This is a genomic window from Ureibacillus chungkukjangi, from assembly GCF_044795995.1.
GTDB lineage: Bacteria > Bacillota > Bacilli > Bacillales_A > Planococcaceae > Ureibacillus > Ureibacillus chungkukjangi.
In genome coordinates, this window is sequence record NZ_CP085009.1 from 1,107,057 (window position 1) to 1,122,232 (window position 15,176).

Sequence of the window (15,176 nt, forward strand, 5' to 3'; positions counted from 1 at the left end):
GCGACGATCCAAAAGCCCGAACCAGCCCAATCGTCGCAAAGAGAGCGTTATTGCGACGATCCAAAAGCCCGAACCGCGCCAATCGTCGCAAAGAGAGCAATATTGCTACGATTCAAAAGCCCGAATCATCCCGAACGTCGCAAAGAGAGCAATATTGCTACACTCCAAAAGCCCGAACCACCACAATCATCGCAAAGAGAACGATATTACTACGTTTCCCAGCATCACTCGATCCAAAACGACTCAATGCATACCTACGAAATCCACCCCCACACTTTTCCTACAAATCCGTCAATCCAAATCTTTTAACAATTTTTTCAATGGATATTTGTACAAATTAGGGCCACTAAGTTAAAATAATACCATTGATGAAATTGTACGGAGGTTTAACATGAAAAAAGAATTTGTAGTGGTAGGGTTAGGACGTTTCGGTGGGAGTATCGTTAGGGAATTGATTCGCCTGGGAGCCGACGTATTAGCAATTGATGCACAAGCCGAGCGTGTGGATGAATATGCGAAGATTGCAACACAAGCAGTTATTGCAGATACAACAGATGAAGAGGTAATTAAATCATTAGGCTTACGAAACTTTGAGCACGTAATTATTGCGATTGGTGAAAATATTCAAGCAAGTATTTTAACAACCTTAATCCTAAAGGACCTTGGGGTAGAGCAGATTACGGTTAAGGCCCATAATGACTATCACGCAAGGGTGCTCCATAAAATTGGGGCAGATCAAGTGGTACATCCAGAGCGGGATATGGGGATTCGAATTGCGAACAACATGATGTCGAGCAATGTACTCGATTATTTGGAGCTATCAGATGAACATTCGATTATGGAAATTCGAGCGAATGATCGAATCGCAGGCTTTTCACTAATTGATTTAGATATTCGAGCAAAATATGGGATTAACATCGTCGGTATTAAAAGAGGAGAATCCATTGTTATCTCTCCAGCAGCTGACGACAAAATATTGCTAGGCGATATTTTACTTGTAATCGGTGCGGATGTGGATATCAACCGATTTGTGAAAAAAATGATGAGCTAACAGCTTAACTAAATCAGCATTTCTATATTCATATTTATTCTATAAACCAAAACAAAAGGTTGTCCAAATTTGGACAACCTTTTTATGTGCTTAAACTTCCATAATAATTGGTAAAATCATTGGGCGACGTTTTGTTTTCTCAAATAAGTAAGGTCCTAAAACGTCAGTGATTTCATTTTTCATTTCAGTCCACTGTGTAGACTTCACTTGAACCATTTCATTTAAATGATTGTTTAGCATTTTTTGAGCTTCACTAATAAGTGAGCCAGATTCACGCATATAAACAAAGCCGCGTGAGATAATGTCTGGTCCAGCTACTAGCTTTTGCTTTTTCATATCGACACTTACAACGACGATGACTAAGCCTTCCTCGGATAGGATGCGTCGATCGCGTAATACGATATTTCCGATGTCACCAATACCACTTCCATCAATATATACATCTCCAGAAGGGATTTTTCCAGCAACATGAGCTTCATTTGCGCTTAGAGCTAAAACTTCACCATTTTCCATTACAAAGGTATTGTTAATCGGAACATCGCAATCCTCTGCTAGTTTAGTATGCATTTTTAGCATACGATACTCACCGTGGATTGGCATAAAGAATTTTGGCTTCATCAAGCGAAGCATTAGCTTTTGCTCTTCTTGAGAACCGTGTCCAGATGTATGGATATTGTTTAAAGAACCATGGATTACTTCTGCACCAGCACGGAATAATAGGTTAATAATTTTATTAACACTCATTTGATTTCCTGGAATTGGTGAAGAAGAGAATACAACAGTATCTCCAGGTTGAATTTGAATTTGTCTATGTGTACCATTTGCAATTCGAGATAAAGCAGCCATTGGTTCACCCTGAGAGCCTGTACATAAAATAAGTACTTCGTTTGCTGGTAAACGATTAATCGTTTGGGCATCAACAAAGGTCTCTTTAGGTGCTGTAATGTAGCCTAATTCACGTCCGATAGAAATAGCGTTATCCATAGAACGACCAAACACGGCAATTTTACGGCCAAATTGTGCTGCTGCGTCTGTTACTTGTTGTAGGCGATGGATATTTGAAGCGAAAGTCGCGAAAATAATACGACCATCAACCTTACGTAAAATATCATCAATGCTTTCGCCAACCTTACGTTCAGACATTGTAAAGTTTGGAACCTCTGCATTTGTACTATCAGATAGTAAGCAAAGGACACCATCACGACCGATTTCAGCCATTTTAGTTAGGTTCGCAGGTTCTCCAACAGGTGTGAAGTCGAACTTAAAGTCTCCTGTATGCACAATGTTGCCAGGAGGTGTTTTAACAACGATTCCATATGCGTCAGGAATACTGTGAGTTGTACGGAAGAAGCTTACAGATGTTTTTCTGAATTTGATAACATCGTCTTCTTTAATTTCGATAAGCTTTGTTGTACGCAGTAAACCATGCTCATCTAATTTATTTCGCAATAAACCTAAAGCAAGCTTGCCACCGTACACCGGGATATTTAATTGGCGTAATAAATAAGGAATACCACCAATATGATCCTCGTGACCGTGGGTAATAAATAAGCCCTTGATTTTGTCGACATTACGTACTAAATAAGTGTAATCCGGAATAACATAGTCGATTCCTAATAAATCGTCATCCGGAAATTTGATTCCAGCGTCAATTACGATAATTTCATCCTGGAATTGTACTGCATAGGTGTTTTTTCCGATTTCGCCCAGTCCGCCGAGAGCGAATACCGCTGCTTGATCATTTTTTACAAATTTCATAATGATCTAAGCGTTCTCCAAATGGAAGTTCGGGCTATTTTTTTCATATTCTAAATAATTGCCCTCAAGTAATTGGATATACTCGATGTTAAAGTTACGATCTTTTAAATAGTTACGCACTTCTCTTTCTGAAGCTGCTTCTAAATAAAGACTTTTAGTATTTTCGCGAACTGGTACCTCTAGAGCGTTTTCTTGGTAATAAACTTTGTAAATCATGATTTCTCTCCTTTAATTAACGTACATTTACGTGCATCGTATAGATTATTTAAAGTGAACTACTTGCCATAAAAAGAGTAGCGTTAAAATTACATAATTAATAAAAGATGATATATCAAAAGCTACCGATTTTGCAAAAAGCTTTAACTTCTTTTCAATAATTTTTCTTAACACGAAAAAACACTTGTACCCATTTTACCATCAATTGGTTAAAGAGTCTTGTTCTACCGTTAAGGTATTTTAAATTTTCGAAAAGCACAGTATTAGAAAGTATAGCTAATCCACAAACCTTTTAGTAATAGCTAGGTGTGCTTATCGGTTAAATGAGACTGTGATTTTCTATAATTGGATAGAGTTTGCTTTTTCAATATTGAAAGAAGATAAATGTCAATAATCTTTGTAAAAGATGCATTTCCTTTATATTATCATGCGTCTGTCTTAAAATAAAGAAAAGCCCTTCGTTTTGAAGGGCTTAAGCAATTGATTTTTTTCCGAGGATGCCATTTAATCGTTTCAAAATTCTCTTTTTGAGTCGTTTTAACATGGCGTATCACTCCTAACTTACAAGAATACTGACGATTCTCTATATGTAAAGTATTTTCCGTTTACATATAAATATGTGTTGAGAGGGTTATGAAATGACAAGTATCATATTTTTTGATGTGGATGGGACACTTTACAATGATGAGAAAAAAATCCCTGAATCCGCAAAAGAGGCTATTAAAGCAGCGAGAAATAACGGTTATGAAATTGCGATAGCAACAGGTAGAGCACCTTTTATGATTGAAAGTATTTTAGAAGAGCTAGAAATTGATACATATGTCACATTTAATGGTCAATACGTCGTTTACAAGGGCGAAGTAATTTATACTGACAGTGTACCGAAAGAGTATTTAGCAAAAATTATCGAGTTTGGACAAGAACGAAATCATCCGGTTGTTTTTATAGATGACAAAGAAATGATTGCTTCTATAGAAGACCATTCCTTTATCGAGCAGAGCTTAAATACATTAAAATATCCGTATCCGTACAGCAACCCACTATTTTATGAAGACAATGATGTGTATCAAACGCTTATTTTTATCGAAGAATCCGATGAGCAGCTCTATAGAGATACTTTTTCTGAAGTGAAATTTATTAGATGGCATCCCTATTCCTGCGATATTTTGCCAAAGGACGGCTCGAAAGCGAGAGGGATTAAAACATTATTAGAAAAAATAAATATCCCGATTGAAAACTCAATAGCCTTTGGTGATGGGTTGAATGATATCGAAATGCTTCAGGAAGTTGGTACATCCGTTGCCATGGGAAATGGGGTAGAACAGGCAAAGGCAGTAGCAGATATTGTAACTGATCATGTGGATCGTGACGGTATAGCAAAAGCCTTGAAGCGTCTGAATATTATTTAACAATTTTAATAGGAAGAATTGATTAATAAAAGTTCCTTTCTTTATTAGTCTATGTAATATGTTTTGAAATGCTTAGACTATAAATAAAATAATTTGTTAATAATGAAGGGGGCGTCTGTAATTTTGAGACACCCCCTTTTCCGACGATTATGACTATATTTAAAAGGACAGGCAGATTGGAAATAAAAAAAGTGTCCAGATGATTAAACGTACTGGACACCTAGTAATATGTTTATTTATTCTTCACCTAATGGGAAGGAGTTGGGAACTTGCTCGAATGGGTTTGCTTCATTAATGTGATCGTAAAACATAATGCCGTTTAAATGGTCTAATTCATGCTGAAAGGCAACAGCAGGCATTCCCTTTAGACGTAGTTTCTTTTCTTCGCCATCAACCGTGAAGAACTTAACAGTAATTCTTGCATATCGAGGGACGAACCCAGGAATTGAACGGTCAACCGAAAGACAGCCTTCTCCAGAGGGAAGATAGGTTTTTTCGACAGAGTGACTAACGATTTTAGGGTTAATGGCTACAAAGCTTAATTGCTCCCCATTATCGTCTTCTAAATGAAGGGCAAACATTCTTTTTAATGAGTTTACTTGGTTTGCTGCTAAACCAACTCCAGGACGAAGACCATATTTTTGTGAAGCTTCAGGATCCTGGCTGTTGATAAGGTATTCTAACATGTCATGAGCAAGAGCTCGGTCATCCTCAGATAGAGGAAACTTCACTTCCTCTGCTTTAGTTCTTAATGTAGGGTGACCCTCACGAATTATATCTTCCATTAAAATCATTCTATAAACTTCCTTTCACTAAATTACTATGTAATTAAAGTATAGTAGTATTCTTTGCGAATGGCCAAGGATTCTTAATAATAGGCTTTACGAGCACATAATACAGAGGAATCGGCGTATACTTGCAAAATACAAAAAATGTTTTTATCTATTATAAAAAATATCATATGTTGCTTTATTTTGCTTTAGAAAAGTTTAGTGACAAAAGTAAAGGTGAATACAAATATTAAAGGGTTTTTTTAGTGGAAAGTTATTTAAGGAAACTAATAAATACATGAGTTGGTAAATTCTGTTGTAATACAGTTATCGGATTAATATATAACAGTTTCGTTTTGCTGAATAGTTATTTATTTAGAAAAAAAGTGCGAAATAAACGTAAATCAATGATTGACCGAATGGATTTATTTTTATATACTCAATTTAATAAGATATTGTACTAGTGTTTTTGAAATTAATTTTAATACAGAACTTAAGGAGAGGTGCTATATGGGAGAAAAAAATTCAAAACAATTTGATCCAGCTGCTACTTTAGAGACAATTGAAAATCAGTTTGAAATGTTCCAAATTTTAAATGAAGAGGGCAAAATTGTCAACGAGGCTGCTGTTCCGAATTTATCAGACGAAGAGCTAGTTGATTTAATGTCACGTATGGTATATACACGAATTTTAGATCAACGTTCTATCTCGTTAAACCGCCAAGGAAGACTAGGTTTCTATGCTCCAACTGCTGGGCAAGAGGCTTCTCAATTAGCTTCACACTATGCATTAGAGAAAAACGACTGGATTTTACCAGGCTACCGTGATGTTCCTCAAATCGTATATCATGGTCTTCCTCTTTGGAAAGCTTTCCTATTTAGTAGAGGTCATTTCGTAGGAAACCAAATTCCAGAAGGCGTAAACGTTTTACCACCTCAAATCATTATCGGTGCTCAGTACGTTCAAGCTGCTGGGGTAGCACTAGGCATTAAAAAACGTGGTACTGCTGATGTAGCTGTTACTTATACAGGTGATGGTGGTTCATCTCAAGGGGATTTCTACGAAGGAATCAACTTTGCAGGGGCATTTAAGGCTCCAGCAATTTTCATTGTACAAAATAACCAATTTGCAATTTCAACACCACGTGAAGTACAAACGGCTGCAAAAACAATTGCACAAAAAGGGATTGCAGCAGGTATTCCAAGTGTACTAGTTGACGGAATGGATCCACTTGCTGTTTATGTAGCAACTAAGGATGCACGTGATCGAGCAGTTAGAGGAGAAGGTCCATCTCTAATCGAAACAATGTGTTATCGATATGGTCCACATACAATGTCTGGTGATGATCCGACACGTTACCGTACTTCTGATAATGATAGTGAATGGGCAGCAAAAGACCCAATCGTTCGTTTCCGTATTTACTTAGAAGGTAAAGGCTTATGGAATGAAGAAAAAGAAACAGAAGTAATCGAACGTGCTAAAGAAGAAATTAAAGAAGCGATTAAAAAAGCTGATGAAGCACCTAAACAAAAAGTAACGGACTTAATTTCAAATATGTACGAAGAGAAGCCATACAATCTGCAAGAACAATATGAAGTCTTTAAAGCGAAGGAGTCGAAATAACCTATGGCACAAATGACAATGATTCAAGCGATTACGGATGCACTCCGTTGCGAACTTAGAGATGATGAAAATGTTTTAGTGTACGGGGAAGATGTAGGTGTGAACGGTGGGGTATTCCGTGCTACTGAAGGTCTTCAAAAAGAATTCGGTGTAGACCGTGTATTCGATACACCACTTGCAGAATCTGGTATCGGTGGTTTAGCGGTAGGTTTATCTTTAACTGGTTATCGTTCAGTACCTGAAATCCAGTTCTTCGGCTTCGTTTATGAAGTAATGGACTCTATTAGTGGTCAGTTAGCTCGTTACCGTTACCGTACAGGCAATACCTTCAATATGCCTGTAACGATTCGTTCTCCATTCGGAGGCGGTGTTCATACACCTGAAATGCACTCTGATAGCTTAGAAGGCTTAATGGCTCAACAACCTGGCTTAAAAGTAGTTATTCCATCAACGCCATATGATGCGAAGGGTCTATTAATTTCATCAATCCGTGATAATGATCCAGTTATTTTCTTAGAGCACTTAAAATTATATCGCTCTGTAAAAGAAGACGTACCTGAAGAATCATACACAATTCCGCTAGGCAAAGCGGATGTGAAACGTGAAGGGAACGATTTATCGATCTTTGCATACGGCTTAATGGTTCACGAAAGCTTAAAAGCAGCAGCTGAGCTTGAAAAAGAGGGGTACTCAGTAGAAGTTGTTGATTTACGTACAATTCAACCATTAGATATTGAAACAATTATTGCATCTGTTGAAAAAACAAATCGTGCAATCGTCGTGCAAGAAGCACAAAAACAAGCGGGTATTGCCGCAAATGTAGTAGCTGAAATTACAGAACGTGCAATTTTAAGCCTAGAGGCACCTGTTTTACGTGTGGCAGCACCGGATACAATTTATCCATTCCCACAAGCAGAAAACATTTGGCTGCCTAACTATAAGGATATCCTAGAAACTGCGAAAAAAGTATTAACATTCTAATCATTTGTCTAAGGAAAGGGTGAAAAAATATGGCGTTTGAATTCCGCATGCCTGATATTGGAGAAGGTATACATGAAGGGGAAATCGTAAAATGGTTTGTTAAACCAGGCGATAAAATTCAAGAAGATGACGTACTTTGTGAGATTCAAAATGATAAAGCTGTTGTAGAAATGCCTTCACCAGTAGAAGGAACTATTGAGGAAATCCTTGTTGAGGAAGGGTCAGTAGCAGTAGTAGGAGATGTAATCATTCGAATTGATGCACCGGGCTATGAAAACCTTCAATTCAAAGGTGATGATCACCATAAAGAAGAAACAACTTCTACAACTAGCGCACAAGTTCAAGGAACTGCTGAAGATGGCGACACAGTTGAAAAAGCGTCAGTTAAGGGAGATTCTAAAGAAGACCCAGCTGTGGATATTTCACCAGATTCTACAGAAAATGATAAACGTATCATTGCAATGCCTTCAGTTCGTAAATACGCAAGATCAAAAGATGTCAATATTCAGCAAGTAAGTGGAACGGGTAAAAATGGCCGTATCCTAAAAGAAGATATTGAAAGCTTCTTGACTGGCGGAGCGAAAGCTTCTAAACCAGAAGCTCTTGAAGAAACAGTAGTGGTTGAAGAGAGTGCTGTTGAAGAAAAAGTTGCTGCATCAGCTCCTGTTAACCTTGAAGGCGAATTCCCAGAAACTCGCGAGAAAATTTCTGGAATTCGAAAAGCAATTGCTAAAGCAATGGTTCACTCGAAACAAACGGCTCCTCATGTTACATTAATGGACGAAGTAGATGTAACTGCATTAGTGGCACACCGTAAAAAATTCAAGGATATCGCGTCAGAAAAAGGTATCAAGCTAACATATTTACCTTATGTAGTTAAAGCTTTAGTTTCTACATTACGTGAGTATCCTGAGTTCAACCGTTCATTTGATGATGCAACAAATGAAATTATTCAAAAGCATTACTTCAACATTGGCATTGCAGCAGATACTGAAAAAGGCTTACTTGTACCTGTAGTTAAGCATGCAGATCGTAAATCAATCTTCACTATTTCTGCAGAAATCAATGACTTAGCAACAAAAGCTCGTGAAGGGCGTCTTTCTCCTAATGAAATGAAAGGCGGTTCATGTTCAATTACGAATATTGGATCTGCTGGAGGTCAATGGTTTACACCAGTTATTAACCATCCTGAGGTGGCAATTTTAGGTATTGGAAGAATTTCTGAGAAACCTGTGATAAAAAATGGTGAAATTGTAGGCGCACCTGTGTTAGCATTATCATTGAGCTTTGATCATCGAATGATCGACGGAGCCACAGCACAAAATGCTTTAAATCATTTAAAACGTTTGTTAAGTGACCCGGAACTTTTATTAATGGAGGCGTAATAATATGGTAGTAGGAGATTTCGCAATCGAAATTGACACTTTAGTAGTAGGGAGCGGACCTGGTGGTTATGTAGCAGCAATTCGTGCAGCTCAAACTGGTCAAAAAGTTACAATCGTAGAAAAAAATGTAATAGGTGGCGTTTGCCTTAACGTAGGATGTATTCCTTCTAAAGCGTTAATTTCAGTTGGTCACCGTTTTGAACAAGCACAGCATTCAGAAGATATGGGTGTTTTCGCTTCTGAAGTGAAACTTGACTTTGAGAAAGTACAGAACTTTAAAAACGGCGTAGTTAAAAAATTAACTGGCGGTGTTGAAGGTCTTTTAAAAGGCAACAATGTAGAAATCGTTCAAGGTGAAGCATACTTCTCTGATGCGAATACAGTACGTATTATCAATGGAGATTCTGCTCAAACATATACATTCAAAAATGCGATTATAGCAACTGGTTCTCGTCCTGTTGAAATTCCAACTTTCAAATATACAGATCGTGTACTAAACTCTACAGGTGCTCTTAATTTAAAAGAATTACCTAAGAAATTAGTTGTTATCGGCGGCGGATACATCGGTACTGAATTAGGTTCTGCATTTGCAAACTTCGGTACTGAAGTAACAATCATTGAAGGCGGAAAAGATATCTTAGCTGGCTTCGAAAAACAAATGACTGCTATCGTTAAAAAAGGTCTTAAGAAAAAAGGCGTTACAATCGAAGTAGGCGCATCTGCTAAAGGTGTGGAAGAAAACGAAAATGGCGTAATCGTTTCTTACGAAGTAGGCGGAGAAGAGAAAAAAGTTGAAGCTGACTACGTATTAGTAACTGTAGGTCGTCGTCCAAATACAGATGAAATCGGTTTAGAACAAATCGGTATCGAATTTGCTGAGCGCGGTTTAATCAAAGTTGACAAACAATGTCGCACAAATATTCCAAACATCTATGCAATCGGTGATATCGTTGACGGTCCACAACTTGCTCACAAAGCATCTTACGAAGGTAAGGTTGCTGCTGAAGCAATCGCTGGTGAAAAATCAGTTGTTGACTACCTAGCAATCCCGGCTGTTTGCTTCACAGATCCAGAAATGGCTACTGTTGGTTACAGCGAAGAGTCTGCTAAAGCTGAAGGCTTAGAAGTGAAGGTTGCGAAGTTCCCATTCGCAGCTAACGGTCGTGCATTAGCATTAAACCAAACTGAAGGATTCGTTAAATTAGTAGCTCGTAAAGAAGATGGCTTACTAGTAGGAGCTCAAATTATCGGTGCTGGTGCATCTGATATGATTTCTGAGCTTTGCTTAGCGATCGAAGGCGGCATGACAGCTGAAGACGTAGCTTTAACAATCCACCCTCACCCAACTTTAGGTGAAATCACAATGGAAACTGCCGAAGTATTACTAGGCAACCCAATCCACATCATTTCAAAATAATATATATCTATTTGAGGCCCTTGCACTTATGTGTGAGGGCCTTTTTTAAAGTAGTGAGTATTAGATAGTGATGATAATGTAAGTTGCGTGTATGAGTCTGCTAATGGCCAGTAAAAGATTTTCATTCTTCAAATTACATATTAAATAATATAGTTGCTCCTAATGGGTAGCTCTGGCTATGAAACAATAGCAACTCGCATACCTAGTGAAGCCTAGTGCCACTCCACTCTTAAGTTTTCATAAGAAACTCTTCCTATTTTTTGCTAGAGACGTAGACAGTCGTTTTGAATAGGCGTAAAATTACGATAAATAGGGGGGACTCGAAATGAGATTGAGTTTCAGGCTTACGGATGCCCTGATGAGAATTATAAGAACCATTGCTCAAATAATAATACTTTATGTTTTTTATTATATTGGAGTTTTGATAGTCAAGGTTACTGAACTGCCACTACCAGCAAGTATATTGGGTTTAGTGCTTTTAGCTGTTTGCTTGAAAATGAAGTGGGTTAAAGTGGAATACATTCGTGAGGGGGCAGGTTTTTTAATTGCCTTTATGACGCTATTTTTCATTCCTGCGATTGTTGGAATCATTGATTACCCAGAGCTACTTTCAATTGAAGGCATTCTTCTTCTTGGCACAGTTTTTGTCAGTACATTATTTGCTATCTTAATATCGAGCAAGCTAAGTGAAATGATTGAGAAAAAAGAATTAGCTATGATCGTGAAAAAAGATGCAGTTGCGTTAATGCAGACAGAGCTAGATTCAGTTGAGGAGAAGGACTCGCATGTCATAAATCCATCAGCTTCACTAAATGAACCTCAGCAAAATGAGAAGACGAAGGAGGATGAGATACTTGAAGGCAACCATCTTCATCGTTAGTACAGTGGTGCTATTTCTATTGATGTATAAGCTTCATAAGAGGTATCCATATCCTGTTTTATTGCCAATATTAACGACGACACTAGTGTTAGTTGCAGCGTTATTAGTTTTTCATATTCCATTTTCCGACTATATGGAGGGTGGGAAATATATTCAGCACTTATTAGGACCAGCTGTTGTTGCTTTAGCTTATCCTCTATATAACCAAAGACGCTTAATAATGAAATTTAAATATACTATTCTATCTGGTATTTTTATAGCCATGATAAGTGGATTACTGAGTGTATATATCATGTTGAAAATTATGAAAATGGAAACAAATCTGATCTTAACTTTACTTCCTAAATCCTTAACAACACCTGTTGCGATGCAGGTAAGTGAAACGATTGGTGGTATTGCACCTTTAACTGCTGTATTTGTTATGGTGGCAGGGTTTACAGGAGCGTTATTTGGACCTGCTGTTTACAAATATTCAAAGGTTACTTCATCGATTGGGAGAGGGATTTCAATGGGAAGTGCAAGCCATGGTGTAGGGGTTTCTAAGTTGAAGGACTATGGGGAAGAGGATTTGTCGATTGGCTCATTATCCATGGGGTTAAGCGCTGTAATTGGTGCCGTAATATGTCCAATCTTTGTATTTCTATTTATTTAATGTAAAAAGCTAGCCGAATAAATCAAAAAAACACGATTCTCCGTCCCTAAGTAACGGAGAATCGTGTTTTATATTGTAGAAATTTAATGTTTTAAATGATAGGCATACGTTCTTTAATTACACGAATTGTTTTAAGTGATAAATCTTCAGGACCTTGAACAGGTAAGCCAGCTTCAATATTCATCTTAATATATTCAATATTATCCTCGGTAATTATTTCCCCGGGAATGAAGATCGGGATTCCGGGCGGGTATACCATAATAAATTCTGCGCAAATATACCCAACCGATTCATCGATAGGCATTACTTCAGTACTAGCATAGAATGCATCTCGAGGAGTCATCGCTAAAGCAGGGATATCCGGTACGTTCACAATTGTCTCTTTTTTAGTTGCCTCTGATTCGAAAGTTTGCGACATTCTTTGCAATGCGTTCACTAGTAAGTTGATTTCTTTTTTCGTATCTCCCAATGTAATAAGACAAAGGATATTGTAAAGGTCAGATAATTCAACTTCGATATTGGCATTATGACGTAACCATTCTTCAGCCTGATGACCAGTAATTCCTAAATCTTTTACACTAATTAGGATTTTTGTAGGATCCATATCATATGTTGCAGATGAGTGAAGTATTTCTTTGCCTGCTACCTTTAAATGAGGAATTTTATTAATACGCTTTCTTGCATCCTTGGCAAGACGAATTGCCTCATCGATTAAATCATATCCATGAACTGCTAATTGACGTCTAGCACAGTCTAAAGAAGCGAGAAGTGGATATGAAGTTGAAGTTGTAGTTAACATCGAAAGTACAGATTGAACTCTATTAACAGTGACCAGACCTTCTCGAACGTTTAGAACGGAACTACCTGTAAGTGAACCACCGAGTTTATGAACACTTGTTGCAGCCATATCAGCACCAGCTTGCATAGCCGATAAAGGCAGCTCATCGTGGAATTTAATGTGAACTCCATGAGCCTCGTCTACAATGACTGGGATGTTATGTGCATGAACGATATCAACAATACGCTTTAAGTCTGTTGCAAACCCAAAATAAGTTGGATTAATTACTAACATTGCCTTTGCATCAGGATATGTTTTTAATGCTTTTTCGACAGATTCTGCAGAAATACCATGGGCAATTCCATATTCTTCATCAACTTCTGGGTGGATAAAAATAGGAATGGCACCAGATAGAACAATTGCAGACATTGTTGATTTATGAACATTCCGTGGTACCAATATTTTATCACCTGGACCAACGACGGATAAAATCATCGTCATGATGGCGCCACTAGTACCTTGAACGGAAAAGAATGTATGATCAGCACCAAAGGCCTCAGCTGCTAATTGTTGTGCTTCTTTAATCGCGCCTTTTGGTGAATGTAAGTCATCTAGTGGAGCAATATTGATTAAATCAATTGATAAAACGTTGTCGCCGACGAACTCACGAAAAGCTGGATCCATTCCTTGACCTTTTTTATGTCCGGGAATATGGAATTGTATTGGATGTCTATTTCGATGTTTGAGTAATACGTCGAACAATGGAGTCTCTAACTGTGACAACGCAGGTACCACCTCACTTTATATATATTTTTGAAAACAAAAAGAATTATAGCATCTATTGACCTTCATGACTACAAAAATAAAAGGATTTTTTTCTATTAAAGAGAAGTATTTATAAGAAAGAAAGCAAAAGGGGTTGGAATCATGGATTGGGAGACAAAAATTTCAAGATTACTAGAAATAAAATATCCAATTATACAAGGGGGATTAGCATATCTAGCCTACTCTGAATTAGCAGCAGCTGTATCTAATGCGGGAGGTTTAGGTCAGATTACTGCAATGAGTTTAAAGTCTCCTCAATTGCTTAAAGAGGAGATACGAAAGGTGCGTGAAAAAACGGATCGACCATTTGGTGTAAACTTTGCTATTGGCATGCATGGTAAAGGCTATGAGGAAATGGTGAAGGTTGCAATTGAAGAAAATGTGCCGGTTATTTCTATGACAGGAGGAAATCCAGCGCCGATTTTTGATCTGTTAAAAGGAACAAGCATTAAAAAACTAGTACTTGTGGCAGCGAGAAGACAAGCCCAAAAGGCTGAAGAGCTTGGAGCTGATGCTGTAATGGTTGTCGGTCAAGAAGGTGGGGGTCACTTAGGCCGTGATGATGTGGGAACAATGGTGCTTGTTCCTCAGGTAGTAGATAGTGTCTCCATTCCGGTAATTGCTTCAGGAGGTATTGGTGACGGTAGGGGCTGGATGGCAGCACATGCATTAGGAGCACAAGGTATTGAAATGGGAACGCGGTTTATAGCAACGAAGGAATGTGTCCACGCTTCTCGTGCATATATTGAAAGCTTATTAAATAGTACGGAGTCAGATACTACTATTATAAAGCGGTCGATTGGCGCACCAGCACGATGCCTAAAAAATGAATTTACAGATAAAATAATAGAAATTGAAAAAGCTTCCCCAACCTATGAAGCCTTAAAAGAGTATATAAGTGGTGAGGCAAATAAGAGATTTATATATGATGGTGATCAGGAGAATGGTTTTGGCTGGGCAGGACAAGTAGCTGGAATGATACAAGATGTCCCTACAGTACAGCAGCTTATTAGCCGAATGGTTGCACAAGCAGAAGAAATCAGAGTAAAATGGGGACATTAAATTAAGAAAGTAGGGTCTTTCTATGGAATACTCATATCCATTTTCAACAGATTGGTCAACAGTAGAAATTGTAGATGTTATTCGCTTTTTTGAGGGCGTTGAACAAGCCTATGAAAAAGGAATTAAAAGAGAAGATATGCTTTCGAGATATCGTCGATTTAAAGAAATAGTGCCTTCTCAGGCTGAGGAAAAAACAGTATTTCGCGAGTTTGAGGAAGCAAGTGGCTATGTAAGCTACAGGGTTGTAAAGCTGATGAAAGAACAAGAAGACGGCAAAATTATTAAAATGTAAATAAAGTGAGGGTGAATCCATTGAACGTCGTCATAAGTGTTCTGTGCAATCACCCTCTTTTTAATGTAAGAGATTCT

14 protein-coding genes are annotated in these 15,176 nt (G+C 37.8%); 10 read left to right on the forward strand and 4 right to left on the reverse strand.

Annotated features, from left to right (window positions below):
* Positions 1 to 391: 391 nt before the first annotated feature.
* Positions 392 to 1,051 carry a TrkA family potassium uptake protein gene (locus LG296_RS05490; RefSeq protein ID WP_251396995.1) on the forward strand — a complete coding sequence of 220 codons (660 nt, stop codon included), beginning with the start codon at positions 392 to 394 and terminating at the stop codon, positions 1,049 to 1,051.
* Between the two features lie 90 nt (positions 1,052 to 1,141).
* On the opposite strand, the gene rnjA is transcribed toward LG296_RS05490, so the two are convergent.
* Positions 1,142 to 2,809, reverse strand: a complete 1,668-nt coding sequence (gene rnjA, locus LG296_RS05495; protein WP_251396998.1) for a ribonuclease J1 — start codon at positions 2,807 to 2,809, stop codon at positions 1,142 to 1,144.
* Positions 2,810 to 2,815: 6 nt separating this feature from the next.
* Complete coding sequence (locus tag LG296_RS05500; protein ID WP_251397001.1) at positions 2,816 to 3,025, reverse strand: DNA-dependent RNA polymerase subunit epsilon; 210 nt, start codon at positions 3,023 to 3,025, stop codon at positions 2,816 to 2,818.
* 638 nt (positions 3,026 to 3,663) lie between these two features.
* On the opposite strand from LG296_RS05500, the gene LG296_RS05505 reads away from it, so the two are divergent.
* On the forward strand, positions 3,664 to 4,434 hold the full coding sequence (locus tag LG296_RS05505; RefSeq protein WP_404427641.1) for a Cof-type HAD-IIB family hydrolase: 771 nt from the start codon (positions 3,664 to 3,666) through the stop codon (positions 4,432 to 4,434).
* A 236-nt stretch (positions 4,435 to 4,670) separates the two neighbouring features.
* Here the strand turns inward: LG296_RS05505 and def are convergent, their stop codons facing one another.
* Positions 4,671 to 5,228: a peptide deformylase gene (def, locus tag LG296_RS05510; RefSeq protein ID WP_251397005.1), complete on the reverse strand. Its 558-nt coding sequence runs from the start codon at positions 5,226 to 5,228 to the stop codon at positions 4,671 to 4,673.
* A 486-nt stretch (positions 5,229 to 5,714) separates the two neighbouring features.
* Between def and pdhA the strand changes: the two genes are divergently transcribed.
* The 6 genes from pdhA (at position 5,715) to LG296_RS05540 (ending at position 12,142) form a co-directional block, all read left to right on the forward strand.
* A complete protein-coding gene (pdhA, locus tag LG296_RS05515) occupies positions 5,715 to 6,827 on the forward strand; it encodes a pyruvate dehydrogenase (acetyl-transferring) E1 component subunit alpha (RefSeq protein ID WP_404427642.1) in 1,113 nt (370 codons plus the stop codon).
* A gap of 3 nt (positions 6,828 to 6,830) precedes the next feature.
* Positions 6,831 to 7,808 carry an alpha-ketoacid dehydrogenase subunit beta gene (locus tag LG296_RS05520; RefSeq protein WP_251397010.1) on the forward strand — a complete coding sequence of 326 codons (978 nt, stop codon included), beginning with the start codon at positions 6,831 to 6,833 and terminating at the stop codon, positions 7,806 to 7,808.
* A gap of 29 nt (positions 7,809 to 7,837) precedes the next feature.
* A complete protein-coding gene (locus LG296_RS05525; RefSeq protein ID WP_251397012.1) occupies positions 7,838 to 9,193 on the forward strand; it encodes a dihydrolipoamide acetyltransferase family protein in 1,356 nt (451 codons plus the stop codon).
* A gap of 4 nt (positions 9,194 to 9,197) precedes the next feature.
* Positions 9,198 to 10,610 carry a dihydrolipoyl dehydrogenase gene (lpdA, locus tag LG296_RS05530; protein ID WP_251397014.1) on the forward strand — a complete coding sequence of 471 codons (1,413 nt, stop codon included), beginning with the start codon at positions 9,198 to 9,200 and terminating at the stop codon, positions 10,608 to 10,610.
* Between the two features lie 325 nt (positions 10,611 to 10,935).
* Positions 10,936 to 11,490 carry a CidA/LrgA family protein gene (locus tag LG296_RS05535; RefSeq protein WP_251397015.1) on the forward strand — a complete coding sequence of 185 codons (555 nt, stop codon included), beginning with the start codon at positions 10,936 to 10,938 and terminating at the stop codon, positions 11,488 to 11,490.
* Positions 11,456 to 12,142, forward strand: coding sequence for an LrgB family protein (locus tag LG296_RS05540; RefSeq protein ID WP_404427643.1), 687 nt, complete (start codon positions 11,456 to 11,458; stop codon positions 12,140 to 12,142). The genes LG296_RS05535 and LG296_RS05540 overlap by 35 nt, the downstream gene beginning before the upstream one ends.
* A gap of 91 nt (positions 12,143 to 12,233) precedes the next feature.
* On the opposite strand, the gene LG296_RS05545 is transcribed toward LG296_RS05540, so the two are convergent.
* A complete protein-coding gene (locus tag LG296_RS05545; RefSeq protein WP_251397020.1) occupies positions 12,234 to 13,703 on the reverse strand; it encodes an aminotransferase class I/II-fold pyridoxal phosphate-dependent enzyme in 1,470 nt (489 codons plus the stop codon).
* Between the two features lie 144 nt (positions 13,704 to 13,847).
* Here LG296_RS05545 and LG296_RS05550 point away from each other — a divergent pair, with 144 nt between their 5' ends.
* Both LG296_RS05550 and LG296_RS05555 read left to right on the forward strand, forming a co-directional pair.
* Positions 13,848 to 14,807 carry an NAD(P)H-dependent flavin oxidoreductase gene (locus LG296_RS05550; RefSeq protein ID WP_404427644.1) on the forward strand — a complete coding sequence of 320 codons (960 nt, stop codon included), beginning with the start codon at positions 13,848 to 13,850 and terminating at the stop codon, positions 14,805 to 14,807.
* Positions 14,808 to 14,829: 22 nt separating this feature from the next.
* Entirely contained in the window at positions 14,830 to 15,099 is a 270-nt protein-coding gene (locus tag LG296_RS05555) for a UPF0223 family protein (RefSeq protein WP_404427645.1), read from the forward strand.
* The last annotated feature ends 77 nt before the right edge of the window (positions 15,100 to 15,176 follow it).

Bases quoted from the DNA above. Each gene is read 5' to 3' on its own strand.
- rnjA (WP_251396998.1), bottom strand. From the start codon at position 2,809: ATGAAATTTGTAAAAAATGATCAAGCAGCGGTATTCGCTCTCGGCGGA.
- def (WP_251397005.1), bottom strand. From the start codon at position 5,228: ATGATTTTAATGGAAGATATAATTCGTGAGGGTCACCCTACATTAAGA.
- LG296_RS05500 (WP_251397001.1), bottom strand. From the start codon at position 3,025: ATGATTTACAAAGTTTATTACCAAGAAAACGCTCTAGAGGTACCAGTT.
- LG296_RS05520 (WP_251397010.1), top strand. From the start codon at position 6,831: ATGGCACAAATGACAATGATTCAAGCGATTACGGATGCACTCCGTTGC.
- lpdA (WP_251397014.1), top strand. From the start codon at position 9,198: ATGGTAGTAGGAGATTTCGCAATCGAAATTGACACTTTAGTAGTAGGG.
- LG296_RS05525 (WP_251397012.1), top strand. From the start codon at position 7,838: ATGGCGTTTGAATTCCGCATGCCTGATATTGGAGAAGGTATACATGAA.
- LG296_RS05505 (WP_404427641.1), top strand. From the start codon at position 3,664: ATGACAAGTATCATATTTTTTGATGTGGATGGGACACTTTACAATGAT.
- LG296_RS05550 (WP_404427644.1), top strand. From the start codon at position 13,848: ATGGATTGGGAGACAAAAATTTCAAGATTACTAGAAATAAAATATCCA.
- LG296_RS05555 (WP_404427645.1), top strand. From the start codon at position 14,830: ATGGAATACTCATATCCATTTTCAACAGATTGGTCAACAGTAGAAATT.
- LG296_RS05540 (WP_404427643.1), top strand. From the start codon at position 11,456: ATGAGATACTTGAAGGCAACCATCTTCATCGTTAGTACAGTGGTGCTA.
- LG296_RS05535 (WP_251397015.1), top strand. From the start codon at position 10,936: ATGAGATTGAGTTTCAGGCTTACGGATGCCCTGATGAGAATTATAAGA.
- LG296_RS05490 (WP_251396995.1), top strand. From the start codon at position 392: ATGAAAAAAGAATTTGTAGTGGTAGGGTTAGGACGTTTCGGTGGGAGT.
- pdhA (WP_404427642.1), top strand. From the start codon at position 5,715: ATGGGAGAAAAAAATTCAAAACAATTTGATCCAGCTGCTACTTTAGAG.